Source organism: Nocardia sp. NPDC057668 (assembly GCF_042799795.1).
Classification (GTDB): domain Bacteria; phylum Actinomycetota; class Actinomycetes; order Mycobacteriales; family Mycobacteriaceae; genus Nocardia.
Genome location: NZ_JBHVIC010000005.1, coordinates 432595 through 452409, shown reverse-complemented (window position 1 = coordinate 452409; position 19815 = coordinate 432595). Strand labels below are relative to the sequence as shown.

Below are 19815 nucleotides of genomic sequence, written 5' to 3'. Positions count from 1 at the left end.
ATGTCAGACACCGACGCCACCGTGCGCGAAGACCTGTCCGCCACCGACCGCCGCCGTGCGCTGTTGCGCCGCCGGCTGGCCGAGAACGGCCTGGCAGAGGACGGTTCGGGTGCTCCGCCGCCGCGCACCGCGGCGGGGGAGCGCCGTCCGCTCTCGGCAGGACAGCGCCGGATGTGGTTCCTGCAAACCCGCGATCCCCTCGACACCACCCTCAACATCTGTGTGGCCTACCGGCTTTCGGGCGAGCTCGACGCGGACCGCCTGCACGCGGCGTTCACCGCCGTCGCCGCCCGGCACGACATCCTGCGCACCACCTACGGCGTGGACGCCGACGGTGAACCGTTCCAGGTGTTCACCGACACCGCCGAGGTGTCCTGGCGATCCCACGATCTGACCGACCTGTCCGAGCAGAGCCGCCCGGTGCGCGTGGAGGTCCTGGCCCGCCGGGAGTTCGCGCGCGCCTTCGACCTGGCGACCGAGACGCCGCTGCGGGTGAGCCTGGTGCGCACCGGCGCCCGAGACCACGTGCTGCTGCTGGCCGTGCATCACATCTGCTGGGACGACGACGCCTGGGGAGTGCTGTTCACCGAACTGAACGCGGCCTATCGCGGCAGCGGGAAGCCGGCCCTCGCAGCGCAATTCATCGATCTGGAGGTGCTCGACGCACCCGCCGAGAACGACGCCGACGTCGACTACTGGCGCACAACGCTGCGCCCGCCCCCCGAGCCGCTGGAGCTGCCGGGTGCGGCGCTGCCCGCCCCCGGCCGCGCCGCCGCCCGCCGCACCGTCCCACTGCCCGCGGGCCTGCTCGACCGGGTGGACGCCTTCGCGCGCGCCCACGCGGCCAGCCCCTTCATGGTGCTGCTCGCCGCCTACGCAGCCCTTGTCGAGCGCTACACCGCCGCGGGTGATTTCCTGGTCGCCATCCCGATCACCGACCGCCGCTCCGCCGCCGCCGAAAACCTGATCGGCTACTTCGGCAACACCCTGCTGATCCGCGAAACCGTGCCCGCGGGAGCCTCTTTCACCGACCTGGTGAAGTCCACCAAACACACCTGCCTCGCCGCCTTCGCCCGCCAGGGCGTCGGGATCGATCGGGTGGTGCGCGAGGTGAATCCCGAGCGCGCCGGCGGCCGGGACGGCATGGATCAGCTGGCGCGTCTGGGCTTCAGCGTGCGCAAGAACGTGAACGGCTTCGACCTGGACGGCATCGACGCCACCCGGCTCGACGAGCTCGGCGCACCCACCGCGCAGGTGCCGCTGGCGCTGGCCGTTGTCACCGCGGCTTCGGATGACTCGGTGTCCGGTGACCCGGAATCCACGCGCCCGCACCGGGTATCGGCCGTGCTGGAAGCCGAGTACCAGGTCGACGTGCTGTCCGGCGCTCTCGTGCAGCGCATGCTCGAGCATTACGCCCACCTCCTGAACAGCGCCCTGACCACGCCGGATCGCCGCCTCGGCAACCTCGACATGCTCGGCCCGGACGATGCCGCCGAACTCCTGGACCTGTCCCGCGGCCCGCTCGTCCCCGCGGCTCCCACGACCGTCGTCGAGCTCTTCGAGCACTCGGTGGCCGCGACCCCGCAGGCCACGGCCCTGGTCTCGGACACCGAGCGTCTCACCTACGCGGACCTCGCCGCCCGCGTGCACCGGCTGGCGCACAAGCTGATCCGTGACGGCATCGGCCCCGAGGACATCGTCGGCCTGCGGATGAGCACCTCGGTCGACTTCATCGTGGCCCTGTTCGCGGTGCTGGAAGCGGGCGCGGCCTACCTGCCCATCGACCCGGCCTACCCGCCCGATCGCATCGCCTACCTGGTCGCCGATGCCCGCCCCCGGCTGGTCCTGGATCACGAGTCCTTCGCCGCGGCCGAAACCGTCGCCGCCGAACTGTCCGGTGCCGCTCCCGCCGACGCCGATCGCGTCCGTCCGCTGCACCCGTCCAACCTGGCGTACGTCATCTACACCTCCGGTTCCACCGGCCGTCCCAAGGGCGTCCCGGTCGAGCACGCGGCCATCGCCGAGCACGTCACCGGCTTCGCGGCCGAATGGGGCATGACCGCCCAGGATCGCCTGCTGCAATCGTCCTCGGTCAGTTTCGACGCCTCCCTGCTGGACATCTTCGTCACCCTGGCCCTGGGCGCGCGGCTCGTCGTCCCGAAACCCGATGCCTTCCGGGACATCCGGTACGTCGCCGATCTCATCACCCGCCAGGGCGTGACGGTGCTGCACATGGTGCCGTCGATGCTGAGCACCTTCCTGCTGCTGCCCGAGGTCAGCGAATGGCGTGCGCTGCGCCATGTTCCGGTCGGCGGCGAGGCACTCACCGGGGAAGTGGCCGACCGTTTCGCCACCGTCTTCGACGCCGAACTGCGAAATCACTACGGTCCCACCGAGGCCGTGGTCTGTGCCACCCACATGCCGGTGGAAGGCCCGCAGGGCACGGGCATCGTGCCCATCGGGGTGCCGAACCGGAACGTCGCGGCCTACATCCTGGACGACGCGCTGGGCCTGGTGCCCGCGGGCGTGGTCGGCGAAATCTACCTGGGCGGTGCGCAATTGGCGCGCGGGTACCTGGGCAGGCCGGGGCTGACCGCCGAGCGTTTCGTCGCCGACCCCTTCTCCCCGGGCGCGCGCCTGTATCGGTCCGGAGATCTGGCCCGCCGCAACGAGTTCGGCGAGATCGACTTCGTGGGCCGGGCCGACGAACAGGTCAAGATCCGCGGCTACCGCATCGAACTCGGCGAGGTCGAAGCCGCGCTGACCGCCCACCCCGCGGTCGGGCACTGCGTGGTCGTGGTGGTCCGGGATCCGGCGGCAGGGCCGCTGCTGGCCGCCTACGTGGTGCCCGCGGCCGGGCAGCGGGTGGAGACCGAGGGTGTGCGCGCGCACGCCGCGACCGTGCTCCCGGAGTACATGGTGCCCGGCGCTTTCGCCGTCATCGACGAGATTCCGCTGACGGTCAACGGCAAACTGGACCGGCGAGCCCTGCCCGCGCCGGTCTCCGCGGCCCGCCGCAACCACCGTGCCCCCGCCACCGCGACCGAGCGCCGCCTCTGCGAGATCTACGGTCAGCTCTTCGATCGCGAGTCCGTGGGTGCGGACGACTCGTTCTTCGAACTGGGCGGCCATTCCCTGCTGGCGGCTCGCCTGGTCGCCCGGATGCGCGCCGAATTCGGGGTGGAACTCGAGGTCCGGGTCGTCTTCGACGCGCCGACGGCGGCGGGACTGGCCGCCCTGCTGGTGGCGCACTTCCGCGCGGAGTTCGACATCGACCTCGACGCGGCGACATCCGATGCGGCGGGCTTCGAACCGGATCCCGAGCCCACCGACCGGCCCGCGCTCGTCGAACATCAACGGCCGCAGCGTCTTCCGCTGTCGTACTCACAGCTGGCCATGTGGTTCCAGTACCGCATGGAGGGTCCGAGCGCGGTCGGCAATCTGCCCTTCGCGATGCGCGTGGACGGCGCACTGGACACCGCGGCCCTCACCGCCGCGCTGAACGATGTGGCCACCCGGCACGAGGCGCTGCGCACCTCGTTCCCCGAACAGGGCGGTGTGCCCTGCCAACTCGTGCACGATCACCTCGAGATCCCGCTGCCCGTCACCGATATCGAGCCCGCCGCACTGGATTCCGAACTCGCGGCGATCGCCGGCCTGCAGTTCGCCGTGGAGTCCGCCCCGCTGCTGCGGGCCCGGCTGCTGGTGCTCGGCCCCGAGACCCGGGTGCTGTCCCTGCTCGTGCATCACATCGTCGCCGATCACGCCTCCCTCGGCCTGCTGCTGGCCGACCTGGTGACCGCGTACCGGGCGCGGGTGGCCACCGCCGCGCCGCCGCGGTGGCCCGCGCTCCCGGTGCAGTACGCGGACCACGCGCTGTGGCAGCACGAGGTCTTCGACACCGGCGCGGGTGGTGCGCCGAGCGCGTTCGCCCGGGCTCGGATCGATTACTGGCGTGCGACTCTGGCCGGAGCGCCCGTCGAAATCGATGTCGCGCACGATCGCCCGCGTCCGCCAATCCCGGGTAGGCGCGGCGAGGTCGTCACCTTCACCCTCGCCCCGGCCCGGCGTGCGGAACTCACCGCTCTCGCCGAGCACTGTGGCGCCACCGAATTCATGCTTTACCAGTCGATCGTGGCGACCCTGCTGCACACACTCGGCGGGGGACCGGACATCACCCTCGGCACGCCCGTCGCCGCACGCGTAGACACGGCCGTGCAGCACCTGGTGGGCCTGTTCGCCAATATGGTCGTGCTGCGCAACGACCTGTCCGGCGCGCCCACGCTGCGCGACACCGTGCTGCGCGGCCGCGATGTCGTGCTCGACGCGTACGCGCACCAGGAATTGCCGATCGAGCGGGTGGTGGAAGCGCTCAATCCGCCGCGGTCGCGCTCCCGCAATCCGCTGTTCCAATCCATGCTGCACTTCCGCGGCGCGGAGTGGGCGCCGGCGGCCCTGGCGCTGTCCGGGGACACCACCGTGACGGTCCTGCCCGTCGATTTCGACGTCTCGTTCCTGGACTTGAATCTGAGCCTGACCGTGACCGCGGACGGCGGTCTGGCGGTGCGGGTGGTCGCGAATGCCGATCTGTACGAGCCGGATACGGTCCGTTCCATCGCCGCGGCACTGGACGCCGCCCTGCACGCCTACGCCACCGAGCCCGGCCTCCCGGTCGCGGAACTGACGGTCCTGCCCGCCGCCGAACTCGAACGGCTGCGGACCGCGCCCCGGCCCGTGGTGCGCGACCGCACCCCGGAAGCGGATCCGGACCGCCCCGCGACCCCCACCGAGATCACCCTCATCGCCCTGCTGGAAGAACTGCTGGAGATCACCGGGGTCGATCCCGAGGACAACTTCTTCGCCCTCGGCGGCGACAGCGTGATCTCGATCCAATGGTCCGCGCGTGCGGCGGAGGCGGGCCTCGCGCTGACGCCGCAGCTGGTGTTCGAGCACCTGACGATCGCCGAGCTGGCCGCCGCGGTGTCCGCCACGGAAAGCGCTGATCCGCAGCCGGATTCGGCCGCCGGACCGCGCTCCGCGCCCATGAGCGCCTCCGGCCTCGACGCCGAGGCGCTGGCCGCGCTGACGACCGCGTGGCAGGAGCGGCCGTGAACCAGCCGTCGCGCATCCGGGATGTCCTGGCCCTGAGTCCTTTACAGCAGGGCTTGTTCGCGCTGGCCCGGGTCGGTGGACCCGACCTGGACCTGTACACCATGCAGTTCGTCGCGGATGTCGACGGCCCGCTCGACCTGCGGTTGCTGCGCCGCAGCGCCGCCGCGATGCTGGAACGCCACCCGAATCTCGAGGCGGCGTTCTGGGACGAGAACGTGCCGCACCCTGTGCAGATCATTCCGGCCGAGGCAGAGCTACCGTGGTACGAAGACGACTGCACTGCTGAGCAATTCGATGATATGGCCGCCGCCGATCGCCGCACGCCGTTCGACCTGTCCCGGGGTCCGGCCCTGCGCTTCCGCATCGTGCACGACCCGCGTTCGGGCGCGCGCCGCCTGATTCTGACCGCGCACCACATCCTCATGGACGGCTGGTCGGTCGCGGTATTCGTCACCGAGCTCCTGGCCGTGCACGCGGCGGGCGGCCGCACCGGCGCACTGCCCGCGCCGCACCCCTACCGGGACTACATCGCCTGGCTCGCCGGGCGGGATCGCGCCGTGGCCACGGCCGCGTGGGCTGACTACCTGAGCCTGCTGTCCGCCCCGCTCATGCTGGCCGAGGCTGTCCCACAGCCGAACTCGATCCCCGAGACGACCAGGCTGCTGCTCTCCGCCGCCGACACCCGCCGACTCCGCGACTGGTCGCGAGAGCACGGGCTGACGCTCAATACCGCCGTGCAATTCGCCTGGACGGTCCTGCTGGGCCGCCTCACGGACCGCCGCGACATCGTCTACGGCGCCACGATCTCCGGCCGCCCCGAACATCTTCCGGGCGTGGAAACCATGGTCGGCCTGTTCATCAACACGGTCCCGGTCGCACACCGCCTCGATTACAGCCTGAGCGTCGTCACGCAATGCCAACGCCTGCAACGCGACTGCGCCGCCATGCGCGATCACGGGTACCTGGCCCTCTCCGACATTCAGCGCGCCGCCGGCCACGGTTCCCTCTTCGACACCCTCTTCGTCTTCGAGAACGCTCCCATCGACGCCGCCGTCCACGCGGTCCGCACCCCCGATGGGGCCCACTTCCGCCCCCGCGAGATGGAAAGCCTGGCCCACTACCCCCTCACCGTCGTCGCCCACCTCGCCGCCGACGACCTGGTGGTCCTGATCGAGGCCGTCCCAGCCGCCCTGCCCCACCTGTCCGCCCCCGACCTGGGCGCCCGCCTCCTCGGCCTGCTCCGCCAACTCCCCGGCATCGCCGACGCGACCCCCGACGCCCTGGAGGTGCTGACCGCTGCCGAAGGTCTGAACGGACTTCTCTCAGCTCCGAATGGCACGTCTGCAGGTCCGAACGGCCCTGTCGGTGCGGTGTCGCCCGCACCGGCCGCCTCGGCGTTCGCCGGGTCCGTTTGGACCGGGTTCGAAGAACAGGCCGCGCGGACTCCCGGCGCGGTGGCTCTGCAGACGAGCGGGGGAGTGTGTCTGACCTATCGCGAGCTACGCGCCGCCGCCGCTCGGCTGGCCAACGAGCTGGCCGGGTGGGGTGTGGGACCGGAATCCGTTGTCGCCCTGCTGCTGCCGCGCGGACCGGAGGCCATAGTCGCACTGCTCGCCACCCTGGCAGCCGGCGCGGCCTATGTGCCGGTGGACATCTCGCTTCCGCCCGCGCGAATCGAATCCATCCTCGAGCAATCGGCGCCCGCCCTGCTGGTCACCGTGGCCGCCTGTCGCGAATCGGTGGGCGGCCGGAAATCCGTGCTGCTGGACGACCCTTCGGTCGCCGAGCGGCTGTCCCGTCATCCCGTCACGACACCCGATGTCTTCCGCCACCCGCAGCATGCCGCGTATCTGATCTTCACCTCCGGTTCGACCGGTGCGCCCAAGGGCGTCATGGGCACCCATGCCGCCCTGCTGGCCTACTGCGCCGACCATCGCGAACGCGTCTACCGCTCCGCCCGTGCCCGTCTCGGCCGCCCGCTGCGCATAGCGCACGCCTGGTCGCTGAGCTTCGACGCCTCCTGGCAGCCCATGGCCGGGCTGCTCGACGGCCACACGGTGCACCTGTTCGACGCCGAGGAGCTGCGCGACGCGGGCCGATTGGTCGAGGGCATAGCCGAATTCGGCCTGGACATGATCGATACGACACCGTCGATGTTCGCCCAGCTCCTGGCCGCCGGGCTCGCGGACCGCCCGCTCCCGGTGCTGGCACTCGGCGGTGAAGCGATCGACGGCGCGCTGTGGACCCGCTTGCGAGCCCTGGCTCCGGCAGGTGGTGCACCGGGCACCGCCGTCTACAACTGCTATGGGCCGACCGAGACCACCGTCGAAGCGGTCGTCGCGCCGGTCGCGGACCACGAGACCCCCACCATAGGGACGCCGAACACCGGAACGGCCTGCTACGTATTGGATTCCAGGCTGCGCCCGGTGCCGCACGGCGTCGTCGGCGAGCTGTACCTGTCCGGCCCGCAACTCGCGCGCGGCTATGTCGGGCGGGCCGCCGCCACCGCCGATCGCTTCGTCGCGGACACCTTCCGGCCCGGCCACCGCATGTACCGCACGGGCGATCTGGTGCGCCGCCTCGCCCACGGCGGTCTCGGCTATCTGGGCCGCGCCGACGACCAGGTCAAAGTGCGCGGCTACCGCATCGAGATGGGCGAAATCGAGACGGCGCTACGACGATTGCCCGGCGTGAGCACGGCCGCGGTCACCGTGGTCCGCCGGGCGGGCGGCGCGAGTCTCGTGGGTTTCCTGGTGGGGGATCCCCGTGCTCACGGAGATGTGCTCGACCCCGCGCGGCTCCGCCCGGTTCTCGCGGAAGGCTTGCCCGCGTACATGATTCCCGCCCGCCTGCTCGTCCTGCCGAATCTGCCCACCACCGTGAACGGCAAACTCGACGCCCGCGAACTCACGAGCATGGCCGAACAGGCTCTGTCGGCGACCGGCGTCCGCGACACCGCGGCCACCCCCATGGAGAAGGAACTCGGCGAAATCCTGGCCGAGCTCTTCGAAGGCCGCACCCCCGCCGCCGACGACGACTTCTTCGCCCTGGGCGTGGACAGCATCGTCGCCATCGCCCTGGTCAACAGGGCTCGCCGCCGCGGCCTGACCCTCACCCCGCGCATGGTGCTGGCCACGCCCACCATCCGCGACCTCGCCGCCGCCGTGGATGCCGCTGCCGCCCCGGGTGTTCCGGACCGAACCCCCGACTACGGCGAGGTGCCGCCGCTCCCGGTGGTCGCCTGGCTGCACGAGTACGGCAACTACCGCCGCTTCACCCAGACCGCCCTGCTGCGCACCCCGCCGGGGATGACCCGCCCGCAGCTCGAAGCCGCACTGCGGATTCTGCTGGACAACCACGACACCCTGCGCGCGATCCTCACCGATACCCCGGCCGGGCCACGCCTGCGCACACGGGAGCGCGGGAGCGTGCCGGTTGCGAATATCTTTGTGGACCGGCTCGACTCGGGGCGGGACGGTCCGCCAACCGCTGGTCCGCCAACTGCCGGCCTGTCACCTTCCGGTCCCGTGGAGTCCGGCCCCGAGCACTCGACCGCCGGTGGTCCGCCCGCATCGGCGCACTCCACGCCGGCCTGCGATCCGCCGTCCCCCGGCGCCTTCGCCGCGGCACTACGCGCGGCCGCTCGCCGCGCCGACGACGGCATCGACCCCCGCACCGGCGATATGGTCCGCGCGGCATGGTTTCCACACGCACCCGGGGGCGCGGTTCTGCTGCTGGCCATCCACCACTTGGCCGTCGACGTGGTGTCCTGGCACCTGATCCTCGCGACCCTGAACGACGCGCGGGCGCGAGCCGGCATGGGCGACGCACCCCGCCCACTGCCGGAAGTCACGGCCTACCGCGAGTTCGCCCGGTTGATGGGGGAGCGGGCCCACGATCCCGCCGTGTCGGCGCAACGCGACTACTGGGCGAGCCAACTGCGCGGCCCGGATCCCGCCCTCGGAGCCCGGATTCCGGACCCGCGCACCGACACCTGGTCGACCCTGCGCGTCGCCACCGCGCACACCCCGGTCGCCGTCACCGAACGACTGCTGTCCCGCCTCACCCGCGCCGAGGGCGTGCGCGAATTCCTGCTCACCGCCCTCACCATCACCCTGGCGAGCTGGCGCGCGGAACGCGGGCAGGATTCGACCGGGGGAGCGCTCATCGCCCTCGAAGGGCACGGCCGCGCGGACGAACTGCTCGGCACCGACACGAGCAACACGGTCGGCTGGTTCACCACGGTCTACCCGGTCCGGCTCGGGCGCGGCGCGCAAGTCGATCATGCCCGGGCGCACCGGGATCCGAGTGCCGCGCGCGCCCTGCTCGACTCCGTGGCCGAGCACCTGACCGCCCTGCCGAATCAGGGTTCGGACTACGGCGTCCTGCGCTACCTCACCCGCGACCCGGAATTGGCGACGGCCCCGCACCCGCAGCTCGAGTTCAACTACCTGGGCCGCGTCGACCTCACGGCCGGGGACGCGACGGCCTGGTCCCTGTACACGGGTGAACACGCCGAGGCGCTGCCCCTGGACCCGGAACCGGATCTACCGCTGCGCTACGCCCTCGACGTGATCGCGGGCATCGGCGCGACCCCCGAAGGCCCGCGCCTGACCACCACGTGGCGCTGGAGCACCGCCCTGTTCACCGAGTCCGAGGCCGTCCGGCTGACCGAACTCTGGAACCTCAGCGTCCGCGCCCTGAGCGCGGCGCTGTGACGAGCCCCGGGTCGCCGCCACCGGCTGGGGCGGCGGCGACCCGGGCCCGACCGGCTCAGTGGGTGATGAGCTGCCAATCGTCGGGCAGATGCGACGCCGTCACCCGATCGCCCTCCACCGCGAGATCGATCAGCGCACCGCCGAGCCGCAGATCGGTGAGCTCCACCCGTCCCCAGCGCGCGGGCAGATGCGGCAGCACCGTCAGCGATCGGCGCGGCACATCCGGATCCAGCCCCAGGAACGAGCGCACCAGCAGCAACGGTGCGGCGCTCGCCCACGCCTGCGGGGAGCAGGAGGTCGGGTAGGGCACCGGCGCGGGGAACTTGGAACGCGGGAAACCGCAGTACAACTCGGGCAGTCGCCCCCCGAACGCGGCCGCGGCGTCCCACAGCCCGTCGGCCAGCCGGGTCGCCAGGGTGATGGCCCCCGGAATGTGCCGGTACTTCAGCAGCCCCGCGACCCCGATCGCGGTGTCGTGCGGCCACACCGAGCCGTTGTGGTAGCTCATCGGGTTGTAGGCGCCCATGTCCGAAGACAGTGTGCGCAAACCGAATCCGCTGTCCATGTCCGCGGCCGAGAGCCGTTCGATCACGATCGCCGCGTGTTCGTCCGAGACGATGCCCGACCACAGGCAGTGCCCGATATTGCTGGTGAGCGCGTCCAGCCGGCGCTTGCTGCCGTCCAAACCCACCGCGAACCAGCCCTTTTCGGGCAGCCAGAACGCTTCGGCGAACTTGGTGCGCAGATCCGCGGCCCTATCCCGCAGATGTCCGGCGGTGATGCCGTCGCCGAACTCCTCCGCCAGGTCGGCGCGCGCCAGCAGTGCGGCGTACACGTACCCCTGCACTTCACACAGTGCGATGGGCGGCTCGGGCAGGTGCCCGAGCACATCGTTGATGCCGTCGAAGCTGTCCTTCCAGCCCTGGTTGATCAGGCCCCGGTCGGTGGCGCGCCGGTACTCCACGAACCCGTCGCCGTCCCGATCGCCGTGGTCGGTGATCCACGCCAGGGCCGCATCGGCGGCGGGCAGCAGGGCCCGCACCGCCTCCACATCCGCGCCCCAGCGCCGGGCCTGCGCCAGCAACATGACGAAAAGCGGTGTGGCGTCGATCGTTCCGTAGTACGTCTCGCCGCCCAGAACCTGACCGCTGGCCGGCCCGCGGCGCATCTCGTGCATGATGCGCCCGGGCTGCTCCTCGGTGAGCGGATCATGCTTGGTCCCCTGCATCTCCGCGAGCTGCTGCATGGTGCCGACCGCCAGGCCCACGTCCAGCGGCAGCGCCATCCACGCGGTCAGCAGGGAATCCCGCCCGAACAGCGTCATGAACCACGGCGCGCCCGCCGCGACGAACGGTCGCCCGCCCCGCGTTTCGTCGTGAATCTGCAGTGCGCCCAAATCACTTTCGGTGCGCTGCAGGACCCAGGCCAGGTGCGGATCCGAGGCGGTGACATTGGTGGCGCTGTCGCGCCAGGCCGCGATCTTGCGACTCGGCTCGCTGAATTCGTACTGCTCGCCCGCGCGCGGCGGTGAGTGCACCGACTGCCCGCCGTGGGTGGGCTGGGCCACGATCTCGGTCTGCCAGCTCCCCCCGGCGGGGACCACCACCCGCCACGACAGCGAACCCGGTAGCACCACGGGCGTTTCCGAGGACGAGACCGCCAGCCCGCGGGTGCGGTCCGAGCGATCGTTCAGCAGCAACTCCACGTCGGCCACCATGATCTCGGCCCGTGCGCTGGCGGTGCGGCCCTCCTTGACCGCGAACAGGTCCACGAAATCGGCGTCGACGAGCAATTGCAGGTCCATGGCGGTGGTTTCGCGCCCCAGATTCTCCACCGTGATCGTCTCCCGCAGCCCGTCGGCGACCAGCCGTTCCCGGACGATGAGCACCGTACTGTCCGCTGCGCCGGCCCGGGGCGGCCGGCGCAGTATGAACCGGGCGGTGAAGGCCTCCGGGTTCAATACCGAGAGCGGTTCGGGCCGTTGCCCGTCCAGGCGCAGCTCCCAGCGGGACAGCACCCGGGCGTCGCGATAGAACAGTCCGTACGGGGTGCCCGGCTCCACGTCGCCGAGCCGGTCCGATAGACAGAAGGTGCTGCCCTCCACCAGGGTCACCGCACCGCTGAGGCCGCCCAGCGCCGACGGTTCACCGGCGTTCAGAGCGGCCGGGGCCTCTCCGTTCATATGAGCCTTCCTGTGTCGTCTCCACGCCCGCGGGTGTCGTCACCGGGCCGGCGGCATGGATTGGTGCGCGGCGTTGGCGGATCGGGCGTGAATCGCGGTGACCCGGTTGCCGCGGTGGGGTGCACGGGCGCGCAGCACGCGGTGATAGATCTCCTCGTAGCCCCGGCTCAGGGTGTCCGCCCCGAAGTGCGCCAGCACGTGATCGCGCATGGCCTGCGGATCGTAGGTCTGCACTTCCTTGATGGCGGTGGGGAGTTCGCTCGGGTCGTCGCAGACGCGCCCGGTGACGCCGTCCACGATGACCTCGGCGACCGCGCCTCCGCGCAGGGCGACCACGGGCGTGCCGCAGACCATCGCCTCGATCATGACCATGCCGAACGGTTCCTCCCAGCGGACCGGGAACAGCAGGCAGCGCGCCCCGGTCAGCAGTGTGCGTTTGGCGGCGGCGTCGGCCATTCCGAACATGTGATCGTGCTCGGTGAGCAACGGCCGTACCGCACTGTCGAAATATCTCAACTCGGGTGGTTCGGCGCACTTTCCGGCGAGGATCAGCGGAATATCGGCGGCGTGCGCGGCCTCCAGCGCCAGGTGGGGCGCCTTCTCCTCGGTGAACCGGCCCAGGAACAGAGCGTAGTCCTGTTTCTCGGGCTGGAAGGGCCAATCCGGGACACGGAGCGCATTGTGCACGCGTCCAACCCAATTCAGGTCCGGTGCCAGCTCGCGCTGCCGGTCGCTGATCGCCACCAGGTGCGCGTCCGAGCCGAGCGCGCGGTAGTACGGATACGGATCGCCGGTGACCGGACCGTGCACGGTGACCACGGTCGGCAGGCCGAGCGCGCCGTACGCGGGCATGTTGAGCGGTCCGGCGAAGGTGTGGTCGTGCACCAGATCCAAGCCGTCCAGTACGGCCAGTTCCTCGATGGCGCGCCGAACCTTCAACGCGTGCAGCACCTCCGGGAAGGGATTGCCGAGTCCGTCCGATTGGATGCGATCCCACAGCGAGACCAGCCTGCCCCGCGTCCCGTTCTCGCCCGCGCCGAACAGCGTCACCCGGTGCCCGCGATCGGTGAGCGCGTCGACCAGGTCGGCCACCACCGCTTCCACGCCGCCGTACGCCTTGGGCGGTATGTCGAAATACGGGGGCACCACCATGGCGATGCGGAGTTGTTCCCGATCGAGGAACGGAAATTCGAATGCGGCAGTTGCCGGGCCGGGCGTCACGTAATCCGTGCGCATAGCCCCTCCTTCCAGAACGCGAGCGTCGACACCCGATGTGCGCGGGGCATCGAGACAGGTGATCGTGGTCCGGGAAGACGGCGCGACTACAGCACCATTGGTGGGGTCGTCACCGTCGGTCGTTCACGGTGAGACCAGGATCGAAGGTCCGCCGGGTCGCGTCGTCGCGACGGGCGGCCAGTGAATGATTTCCACGATATCGCTGGAGATCACACATTTCGGGCAGATCGTAATGTTCCGGTGTTTATTCGGAGAAAGTTTCAGGCGGCGTAGTCGACGGGGTCGCTCGGGTCGCCCAGGTCGACATCGGAAACATGTGCGGCATTGGTAGATTCGGCCACATCGAACACCAGCCAGCCGTCGGCGTTCCAGCGGCCGCGCGTACCGGTCGGATAGATTCGGCCATCGGGGGCAAAGGGATCCGCGAGCGCGGCGATGCCGGACTCGGCCGCCAGTGCCGCGCCGCCGAGATATACGTCCCCGCTCACGCCGGGCGCGCACAGGCCCAGGGCGTCGTCGAGCACCAGCACCCGCGCGCCGGGGATGGGACGCAGCCGCCCGGTGCCGTCCAGCGGGCCGCGCGCGGCGATGCCCGCGTATTCCGGTGCGGTGTACGCGAATCCGGCCACCGATCCCGGCGCGATGGCGCCGAGCAGGCTGGAAAGAATTGCCGGGCAGCCGGTTCCGGTGATGTCCCAGCGCCGCACGGTCGGCAGCGCCGGGGCGGGCCGGTCCGCCAGCGCGGCCAGGGTCCGGGCCTCGGCCACCACGTGCGTCGCCGCGCAGGTGGAGATGAGTTCGGCCAGGGCGATGGGATCGTTGCGCTGGGCGGTGGTGGCCAGCACCAGCGTGGCGCCGTCGGCCAGCGCGGCCAGCAGTTCCACCGCGGCGTCCGCGCAGTCCCAGGCCGTGGCGAACAGGCGCACGTCGGCCGAGCCGTAGGCGGGATCCACCCGCCCCGAGCGACAGTCCGCGACCACGGCCCGCCGGTCGTCGGCGGCGGCGGCCAGGGCGTCCGGAGTGAGTGCGATGTCGGAGGAGCCCAGGATCAGCACCGAATCGGCCGCGGCGGCTGCCGCGATGTCGCAGAACAGCCGGGCCAGTCCGTCGAGCGAGGGGCCCGCGGTGCCGATCGCACCGCCGTCGAGGCTGCCGAACAGTTCGGCGTAGGTCAGGATGTGCCCGCCGTAGCGGACCGCGGTGCGCACCATGGGCACTCGCCGGCCGGATTCGATCAACTTGGTGACCGGCGGCACGTCGTAGAGCTCGACGCCATTGGCCCATTCGTCCACGAGCCGATGCCGCTCGACAGCGGACATGGCCGGCACCACTTGCTCCATCGCAATCATCCTCGGAACGAATACTTGATCAACAACTGCACAACGACTGCGCAACTACTTATGCAACCCTAACCTAACGGTTGTGGAACACGATAGGCAGACCTAACCGGAATCGAAGCGGCAACATGCTGCCGTGATCGGATTGATAATTAGGCTAGGCTCACCTCTGGCTCTTCCGTGCGGGATTGAGCTTTTCTACTAGGAGAGGTCCATCGATGAAGTCGGTCCGCAGTTCACGCGGCTGGACGCGGGCGGCCGTCGCCGCCCTCGCCGGCGCACTCACCCTCGGATTGGCCGCCTGCGGTAGCGGGTCGGACGAGGCCGGGGGCGGGGGCGAACCCGTCACCATCACCCACGCCCAGGGTGAAACCACCATCACCGGCGTGCCCGAGCGCGTCGTCACGCTCGGCAACCAGTGGCTCGACACCGCCCAGGTGCTGGGCGTGCAGCCGGTCGGGTACATCGACAATGTGGCCGTCGTCGGCAAGGGTGTCACGCCCTGGGAGCCGGAGTCGCTGAAGCAGTCCAAGGCCCTGGACACCACCGGCAGCGTGGTCGAGCAGGTCGCGGCGCTGGCCCCGGACCTCATCCTGGTCGACGCCTTCCTCGCCGATGCCAAGATGTACGGCGATCTGTCCAAGGTCGCCCCGACCATCCCGGCGCTGTCCAAGGACGCCGTCGCGGCCTGGCAGGACCAGGTGAAGGCCCTCGGCAAGGTCCTGCACAAGGACGAGGCCGCGGAGAAGGTCGTCACCGACCTGAACACGCGGATCGAGGCCATCGGCAAGAAGAACCCGACCCTGGCCGGCAAGACCTTCGTCAGCAGCTGGCTCGCGAGCCCCGCGCAGCTCATGGTGCTCACCGACGCCAAGGATCCCTCCGCCACGCTGTTCACCCAGCAGGGCATGACCGTTCCGGCCGGGCTCGCCGCCAAGGGCGGCACCGGTGGTCGCCTGTCGCTTTCGCCCGAGCGCCTCGACGAGCTGAACGCCGATCTCGTGCTGGCCGGCTACTCGCCCGGCATGGACGAGAAGTGGAAGCAGCTCCCGGGCTACAACGAGCTGCCCGCGGTCAAGAAGAACTCCCTCGTCTTCCTGACCGTGCAGGAGATCACCGCGGTGAACCAGCCGACGCCGCTGTCGCTGCCCTACGTCCTGGACAAGCTGGAGCCGGCCTTCGCGAACGCAGCCAAGTAGCGTTTTTCGCGTAAGATCCGACGCTCCATCGCTTTTCGAAGGACCGCGGTCGTGTCGATTCCGCTCGAACACACCCGCTACGCGCTGCGTGCAGGTGCCACCCGACTCCTGATCCCGGGTGGCGCCCTGCTGCTGAATCCACCGCGCCAGGACAGACTCACCGGCCTGGCCCCGGCACAGCGCGGGGTTGTCGAGTCCCTCGGCCCCGGTCCCTCGACGGCACGCGAACTTTCCGGCGGCACACCCTCTTCCGAGGTCACCGCCCTGCTCGACCGCCTCGCCGCGGACGGCTGGCTCACCATCACGGTCAGCGACATCGAGCGCGACTACTACACCCTGCGCCCCTTCGGCGTTCCGCCGACGGCCGGGACCGGGCTCGGGGTTGAGCGCTCCGGCGGCGCGGCGGCATCCTCACCGCAGACCGCGGGTGATATCGGCCGGACATCCGGTCCCGAGGCGGCTCCGTCCGGTCCGGGTGTGCGCGCCTCGGCCGCAGCTCCCGCCGCTGCCCCGGCGGTGCTGTCGAAATTCGCCCTCATGCACCGTGATTCGGATGGGCTCGTGCTCGAGCACCCCACCTCCTGGTGCGATATCCGGCTGCACGATCCGCGCCTGGCCGCGGTGATCGCCGGTGCGAATCCCGCCGAACTCGGCCTCCCCGCGACGATTTCGGCCCGGTTCGCCGCCGACCTCCGCCACGCGGGCTTCACCCTCGCCGACCCCGCCGCCGAGGAGTCGACCTTCACCACCCGTTCCTGGAGCGCCCCCGACCTGTGGTTCCACCGCCGCAGCACCCTCGGCCCGCGCACCCTGACCTGGGACGATTTCGGCCCCACCCGCTGGGCCGCAACGGAATTCCCGCCCCTCCCGGCCCGCAGGCCGCCCTACCCCGCGCCCCCGCTGGCCCTGCCGGTCCCCGACCTGGCCACCCTGCGCGCCACCGACCCGCCCCTGGCCGCCGTCCTGGAGGACCGCCGTTCCCACCGCGCCTTCGACGATGCCGCCCCCCTCACCCTGCCCCAACTGGCCGAGCTCCTGTACCGCACATCCCGCACCCGCTCGGTCGAAACCACCCCCGCCGGTGACGAACTCCCGTCCCGCCCCTACCCCTCGGGCGGCAGCGTCCACGAACTAGAGCTCTACCCCGTGGTCCGCCACGTCACGGGCCTACCCCCCGCGATGTACCACTACGACTCCCACACCCACGCCCTCCACGAGGTGGCCCCCGCCGATTCCCCCGCGGTCCGCCGCCTCCTGACCACCGCGGCCGCCACCCTCACGGCGGCCGCCACCCCCCAACTCCTGCTGGTCCTGGCCGCCCGCGCGGGCCGCGCGATGTGGACCTACGAACAGGTCGCCTACGCCAACACCCTGAAACACGCAGGCGTCCTGACCCAAACCCTCTACCTGGCCGCCACCGCCATGAACCTCGGCGCCGTGGCCCAGGCGTTCACCGACACCGCCGCCTTCGCCACCGCCACCGGCGTCGACGAGCTGGAGGAATGCCCGGTGGGCAGCATGGTCATCGGCAGCATCGGCCGATGACCGCCTGGGTGCGACGGCATCTGTCGGACGGGGCTGGGAGCATCGGGGCATGAAAGTAGTCGGGGATGATGTTCGGGCGGCGGCGCTTGCGCTGCCGCAGGTTCGAGAGCTGTTCGAGTGGGAGATGCCCACGTTCCGGGTCGCGAAGAAGCTGTTTCTGACGCTGCCGGACGGGGAGACCTCGATGGCGGTCAAGTGCCCGATCGCGGAGCGGAACGAGCTGGTGCTGGCCGAGCCGAAGAAGTTCTGGGTCGCCGCGCACGAGGTGGGCGGGGCGTGGGTCCGGGTGCGGCTCGAGGCGCTGGACGACCTCGACGAGCTGGCGGCCATCGTGCTGGATTCGTGGCGGCAGGCCGCGTCGCCGAAACTGCTGGAGGAGTTCGCCGATCGGTGAGGCGCGGGCGCTGCCGCGCCTCACCGGGACGCGCTAGAGCGAGGCCCGCTTGTCCGGGGCCAGGAACAGCTTGTCGCTCTCGACCACCCCGAAGGTGGTGTAGAACTCCGGCAGGTTCCGCACGATCTGGTTGCAGCGGAACTCGTTGGGGGAGTGGGTGTCGGTGAGCAGTTCGGCGGTGATCTCGGGGGTCTGGACCTGCCGCCACCCGCGCGCGTAGGACAGGAACAGATCCCGGAAGTCGGGATTCGCGTTGCCCTCCCGCTGCTCGGCCACCCGGTAGGCGGCCAGCGCGATCTGCAATCCGCGCAGGTCCGCCAGGTTCTCACCGAGCGTCAGCTTGCCGTCGACGTGCTCGTTGGGCTCCAGCCCCTCGGGCACGAGCACGTTGTACTGATCCACCAGCTTCTGCGCGGTCGCGTCGAACGCCGCCCGATCGGCCGCGGTCCACCAGTCCCGCAGATTGCCGTCCCCGTCGTACTTGGAACCCTGATCGTCGAAACCGTGCCCGATCTCGTGCCCGATGGTCGTGCCGATCCCGCCGTAATTCACCGCGCGCGTGGCATTCACATCGAAATTGGGCGACTGCAAATACGCTGCGGGGAAAACGATTTCATTGTTCGGCGGCGAATAGTAGGCATTCACCGTCTGCGGGCTCATTCCCCATTCGCCCTTGTCCACCGGCTTGCCCAGCCGATCATTGGCGCGCCGGGATTCGAACGCCGACATGGCGAGCATCGATTCGACGAGCTTGCCCCGGGTGATGGTGAGCTTGGAGTAGTCCTCCCACTTGTCCGGGTACCCGATCTTGACCCGCATCTTGTCCAGCTTGGCCAGTGCGGCGTCCTTGGTGGCCTGGGTCATCCACGTCGAATTCCGGAAGTCCTCGCGGTAGGCGGCGAACAGATCGTCCACCATGCGCTTGATCTCGTCCTTGGCCTCGGGCGGGAAATGCTTGTCCACGTACAGCTTTCCGAGCTGCTCGCCGAGCATGTCGTTGACCGTGGACACCCCGTACTTCCAGCGGTCGGGCCGCTCCTGCTGCCCGGCCATGACGGTGCCGAAGAAGTCGAAGTTGGCGTCGTTGATCTTCTGCGGCAGGTACTTCGCGAACCCGCGCACCAGCGAGATCTTCAAATACTCACGCCAGATCGCGATGTCGACCTCGCTCCACAGCCGCGCCGCCGCCGGAATGTACGACGGCTGCCCGACCACGATGTCCGCGAACAGCTCCTTGGGCCGGTCGGAATTGCCCAGCAGCCACGGCTCCCAGTCGAAACCCTTACCGAGCTCGGTCAATTGGGTCCAGGTCATGCGGTTGTAGGTGGCGTTGGCGTCGCGCAGGCGCACGCGATCCCAGTGCTCGGCCGCGATCCTGGTCTCCAGGTCGAACACGCGCTGTGCGATGCCGGCCGCGTCCGCGAAACCCGCTCCGGCGGCGATCTTTTCGAGATACACCCGGTAGGCGGCCCGCTTCTCCGCGTGCTCGGGCTTGCTGTAGTAGTCCTGCTCCAGCCCGATGCCCGACTGCCACACCGAGGGGACGTAGCTGTCGGAATTTTTGCGGTCGATGCCGATGCTCAGCGAAACCAGCCCGCCCAGCGGCAGTTCCCCCATGACCCGCGCCAACTCGGGCTTGCCGGCCGTCTTGTCGATCTTGTCGAACAACCCCTGCAACGGCGTGATGCCGAGCTTCTCGATGGTGTCCCAGTCCACGCGCGCGTCGTACAGATCACGAATCTGCTGCGCCTCGGAGCCCGGCGCCGCATCGGCCGGGATGCCGTCGATGATGGCCCGCAACTGATCCTGGGTGCGCTCGGCGATCTCCCCGGTGGTTCCGTAGGCCACCTTGTCCGGCGGCAGCTTGTACTCGCGCAGCCACTTCCCGTTGACGTGGCGGTACAGGTCGTCCTGCGGCCGCACTACCGCATCGGCCCCGGACACGTCCGGTCCGGTCAGCGCGCGCGGCGCCTCGTCCTTCGAGCAGGAAGCGAGCGCGGCCGCGGCCGGAACCAGCCCCAGGGCGATGAGAAAAGCACGGCGGTCGATCCGCGCCGGACTCGACGAACTCACGTGTGGAACCCTCCCGGTA

9 protein-coding genes are annotated in these 19815 nt (G+C 70.3%); 5 read left to right on the top strand and 4 right to left on the bottom strand.

Translation table 11 applies throughout. The annotated features are described in order from the left end of the window. Nucleotides 1-5112: an amino acid adenylation domain-containing protein gene (locus ACFVBH_RS29475; protein WP_379006529.1), complete on the top strand. Its 5112-nt coding sequence runs from the start codon at nucleotides 1-3 to the stop codon at nucleotides 5110-5112. Beyond that, nucleotides 5109-9830 (top strand): amino acid adenylation domain-containing protein, encoded by a 4722-nt coding sequence (locus ACFVBH_RS29470; protein WP_379006527.1) that lies wholly within the window; start codon nucleotides 5109-5111, stop codon nucleotides 9828-9830. The genes ACFVBH_RS29475 and ACFVBH_RS29470 overlap by 4 nt, the downstream gene beginning before the upstream one ends. A 55-nt stretch (nucleotides 9831-9885) precedes the next feature. Here ACFVBH_RS29470 and ACFVBH_RS29465 read toward each other — a convergent pair whose 3' ends face one another. The 3 genes from ACFVBH_RS29465 to ACFVBH_RS29455 form a co-directional block, all read right to left on the bottom strand. After that, entirely contained in the window at nucleotides 9886-12012 is a 2127-nt protein-coding gene (locus tag ACFVBH_RS29465; protein WP_354986634.1) for a glycogen debranching N-terminal domain-containing protein, read from the bottom strand. A gap of 39 nt (nucleotides 12013-12051) precedes the next feature. Then, on the bottom strand, nucleotides 12052-13164 hold the full coding sequence (locus ACFVBH_RS29460) for a glycosyltransferase family 4 protein (protein WP_379006944.1): 1113 nt from the start codon (nucleotides 13162-13164) through the stop codon (nucleotides 12052-12054). A gap of 344 nt (nucleotides 13165-13508) precedes the next feature. Beyond that, complete coding sequence (locus ACFVBH_RS29455) at nucleotides 13509-14588, bottom strand: AMP-binding protein (RefSeq protein WP_379006523.1); 1080 nt, start codon at nucleotides 14586-14588, stop codon at nucleotides 13509-13511. A gap of 215 nt (nucleotides 14589-14803) precedes the next feature. Here ACFVBH_RS29455 and ACFVBH_RS29450 point away from each other — a divergent pair, with 215 nt between their 5' ends. Genes ACFVBH_RS29450 through ACFVBH_RS29440 form a run of 3 tightly spaced genes read left to right on the top strand, consistent with a single transcriptional unit; the run spans nucleotide 14804 to nucleotide 17723 of the window. Further along, complete coding sequence (locus ACFVBH_RS29450; RefSeq protein WP_354986632.1) at nucleotides 14804-15784, top strand: ABC transporter substrate-binding protein; 981 nt, start codon at nucleotides 14804-14806, stop codon at nucleotides 15782-15784. A gap of 51 nt (nucleotides 15785-15835) precedes the next feature. Then, the gene (locus ACFVBH_RS29445) at nucleotides 15836-17329 is read left to right on the top strand and encodes a SagB family peptide dehydrogenase (RefSeq protein ID WP_379006520.1); all 1494 of its coding nucleotides are present in this window, start codon (nucleotides 15836-15838) and stop codon (nucleotides 17327-17329) included. A gap of 49 nt (nucleotides 17330-17378) precedes the next feature. Then, nucleotides 17379-17723, top strand: coding sequence for an MmcQ/YjbR family DNA-binding protein (locus ACFVBH_RS29440; RefSeq protein ID WP_379006517.1), 345 nt, complete (start codon nucleotides 17379-17381; stop codon nucleotides 17721-17723). Between the two features lie 33 nt (nucleotides 17724-17756). Here the strand turns inward: ACFVBH_RS29440 and ACFVBH_RS29435 are convergent, their stop codons facing one another. Continuing rightward, a complete protein-coding gene (locus ACFVBH_RS29435; RefSeq protein WP_379006515.1) occupies nucleotides 17757-19796 on the bottom strand; it encodes a M13 family metallopeptidase in 2040 nt (679 codons plus the stop codon). Nucleotides 19797-19815: the final 19 nt, after the last annotated feature.

Coding starts and splice junctions, on each gene's coding strand:
- ACFVBH_RS29475 (WP_379006529.1), top strand. CDS start 1: ATGTCAGACACCGACGCCACCGTGCGCGAAGACCTGTCCGCCACCGAC.
- ACFVBH_RS29465 (WP_354986634.1), bottom strand. CDS start 12,012: ATGAACGGAGAGGCCCCGGCCGCTCTGAACGCCGGTGAACCGTCGGCG.
- ACFVBH_RS29460 (WP_379006944.1), bottom strand. CDS start 13,164: ATGGTGGTGCCCCCGTATTTCGACATACCGCCCAAGGCGTACGGCGGC.
- ACFVBH_RS29455 (WP_379006523.1), bottom strand. CDS start 14,588: ATGGAGCAAGTGGTGCCGGCCATGTCCGCTGTCGAGCGGCATCGGCTC.
- ACFVBH_RS29450 (WP_354986632.1), top strand. CDS start 14,804: ATGAAGTCGGTCCGCAGTTCACGCGGCTGGACGCGGGCGGCCGTCGCC.
- ACFVBH_RS29440 (WP_379006517.1), top strand. CDS start 17,379: ATGAAAGTAGTCGGGGATGATGTTCGGGCGGCGGCGCTTGCGCTGCCG.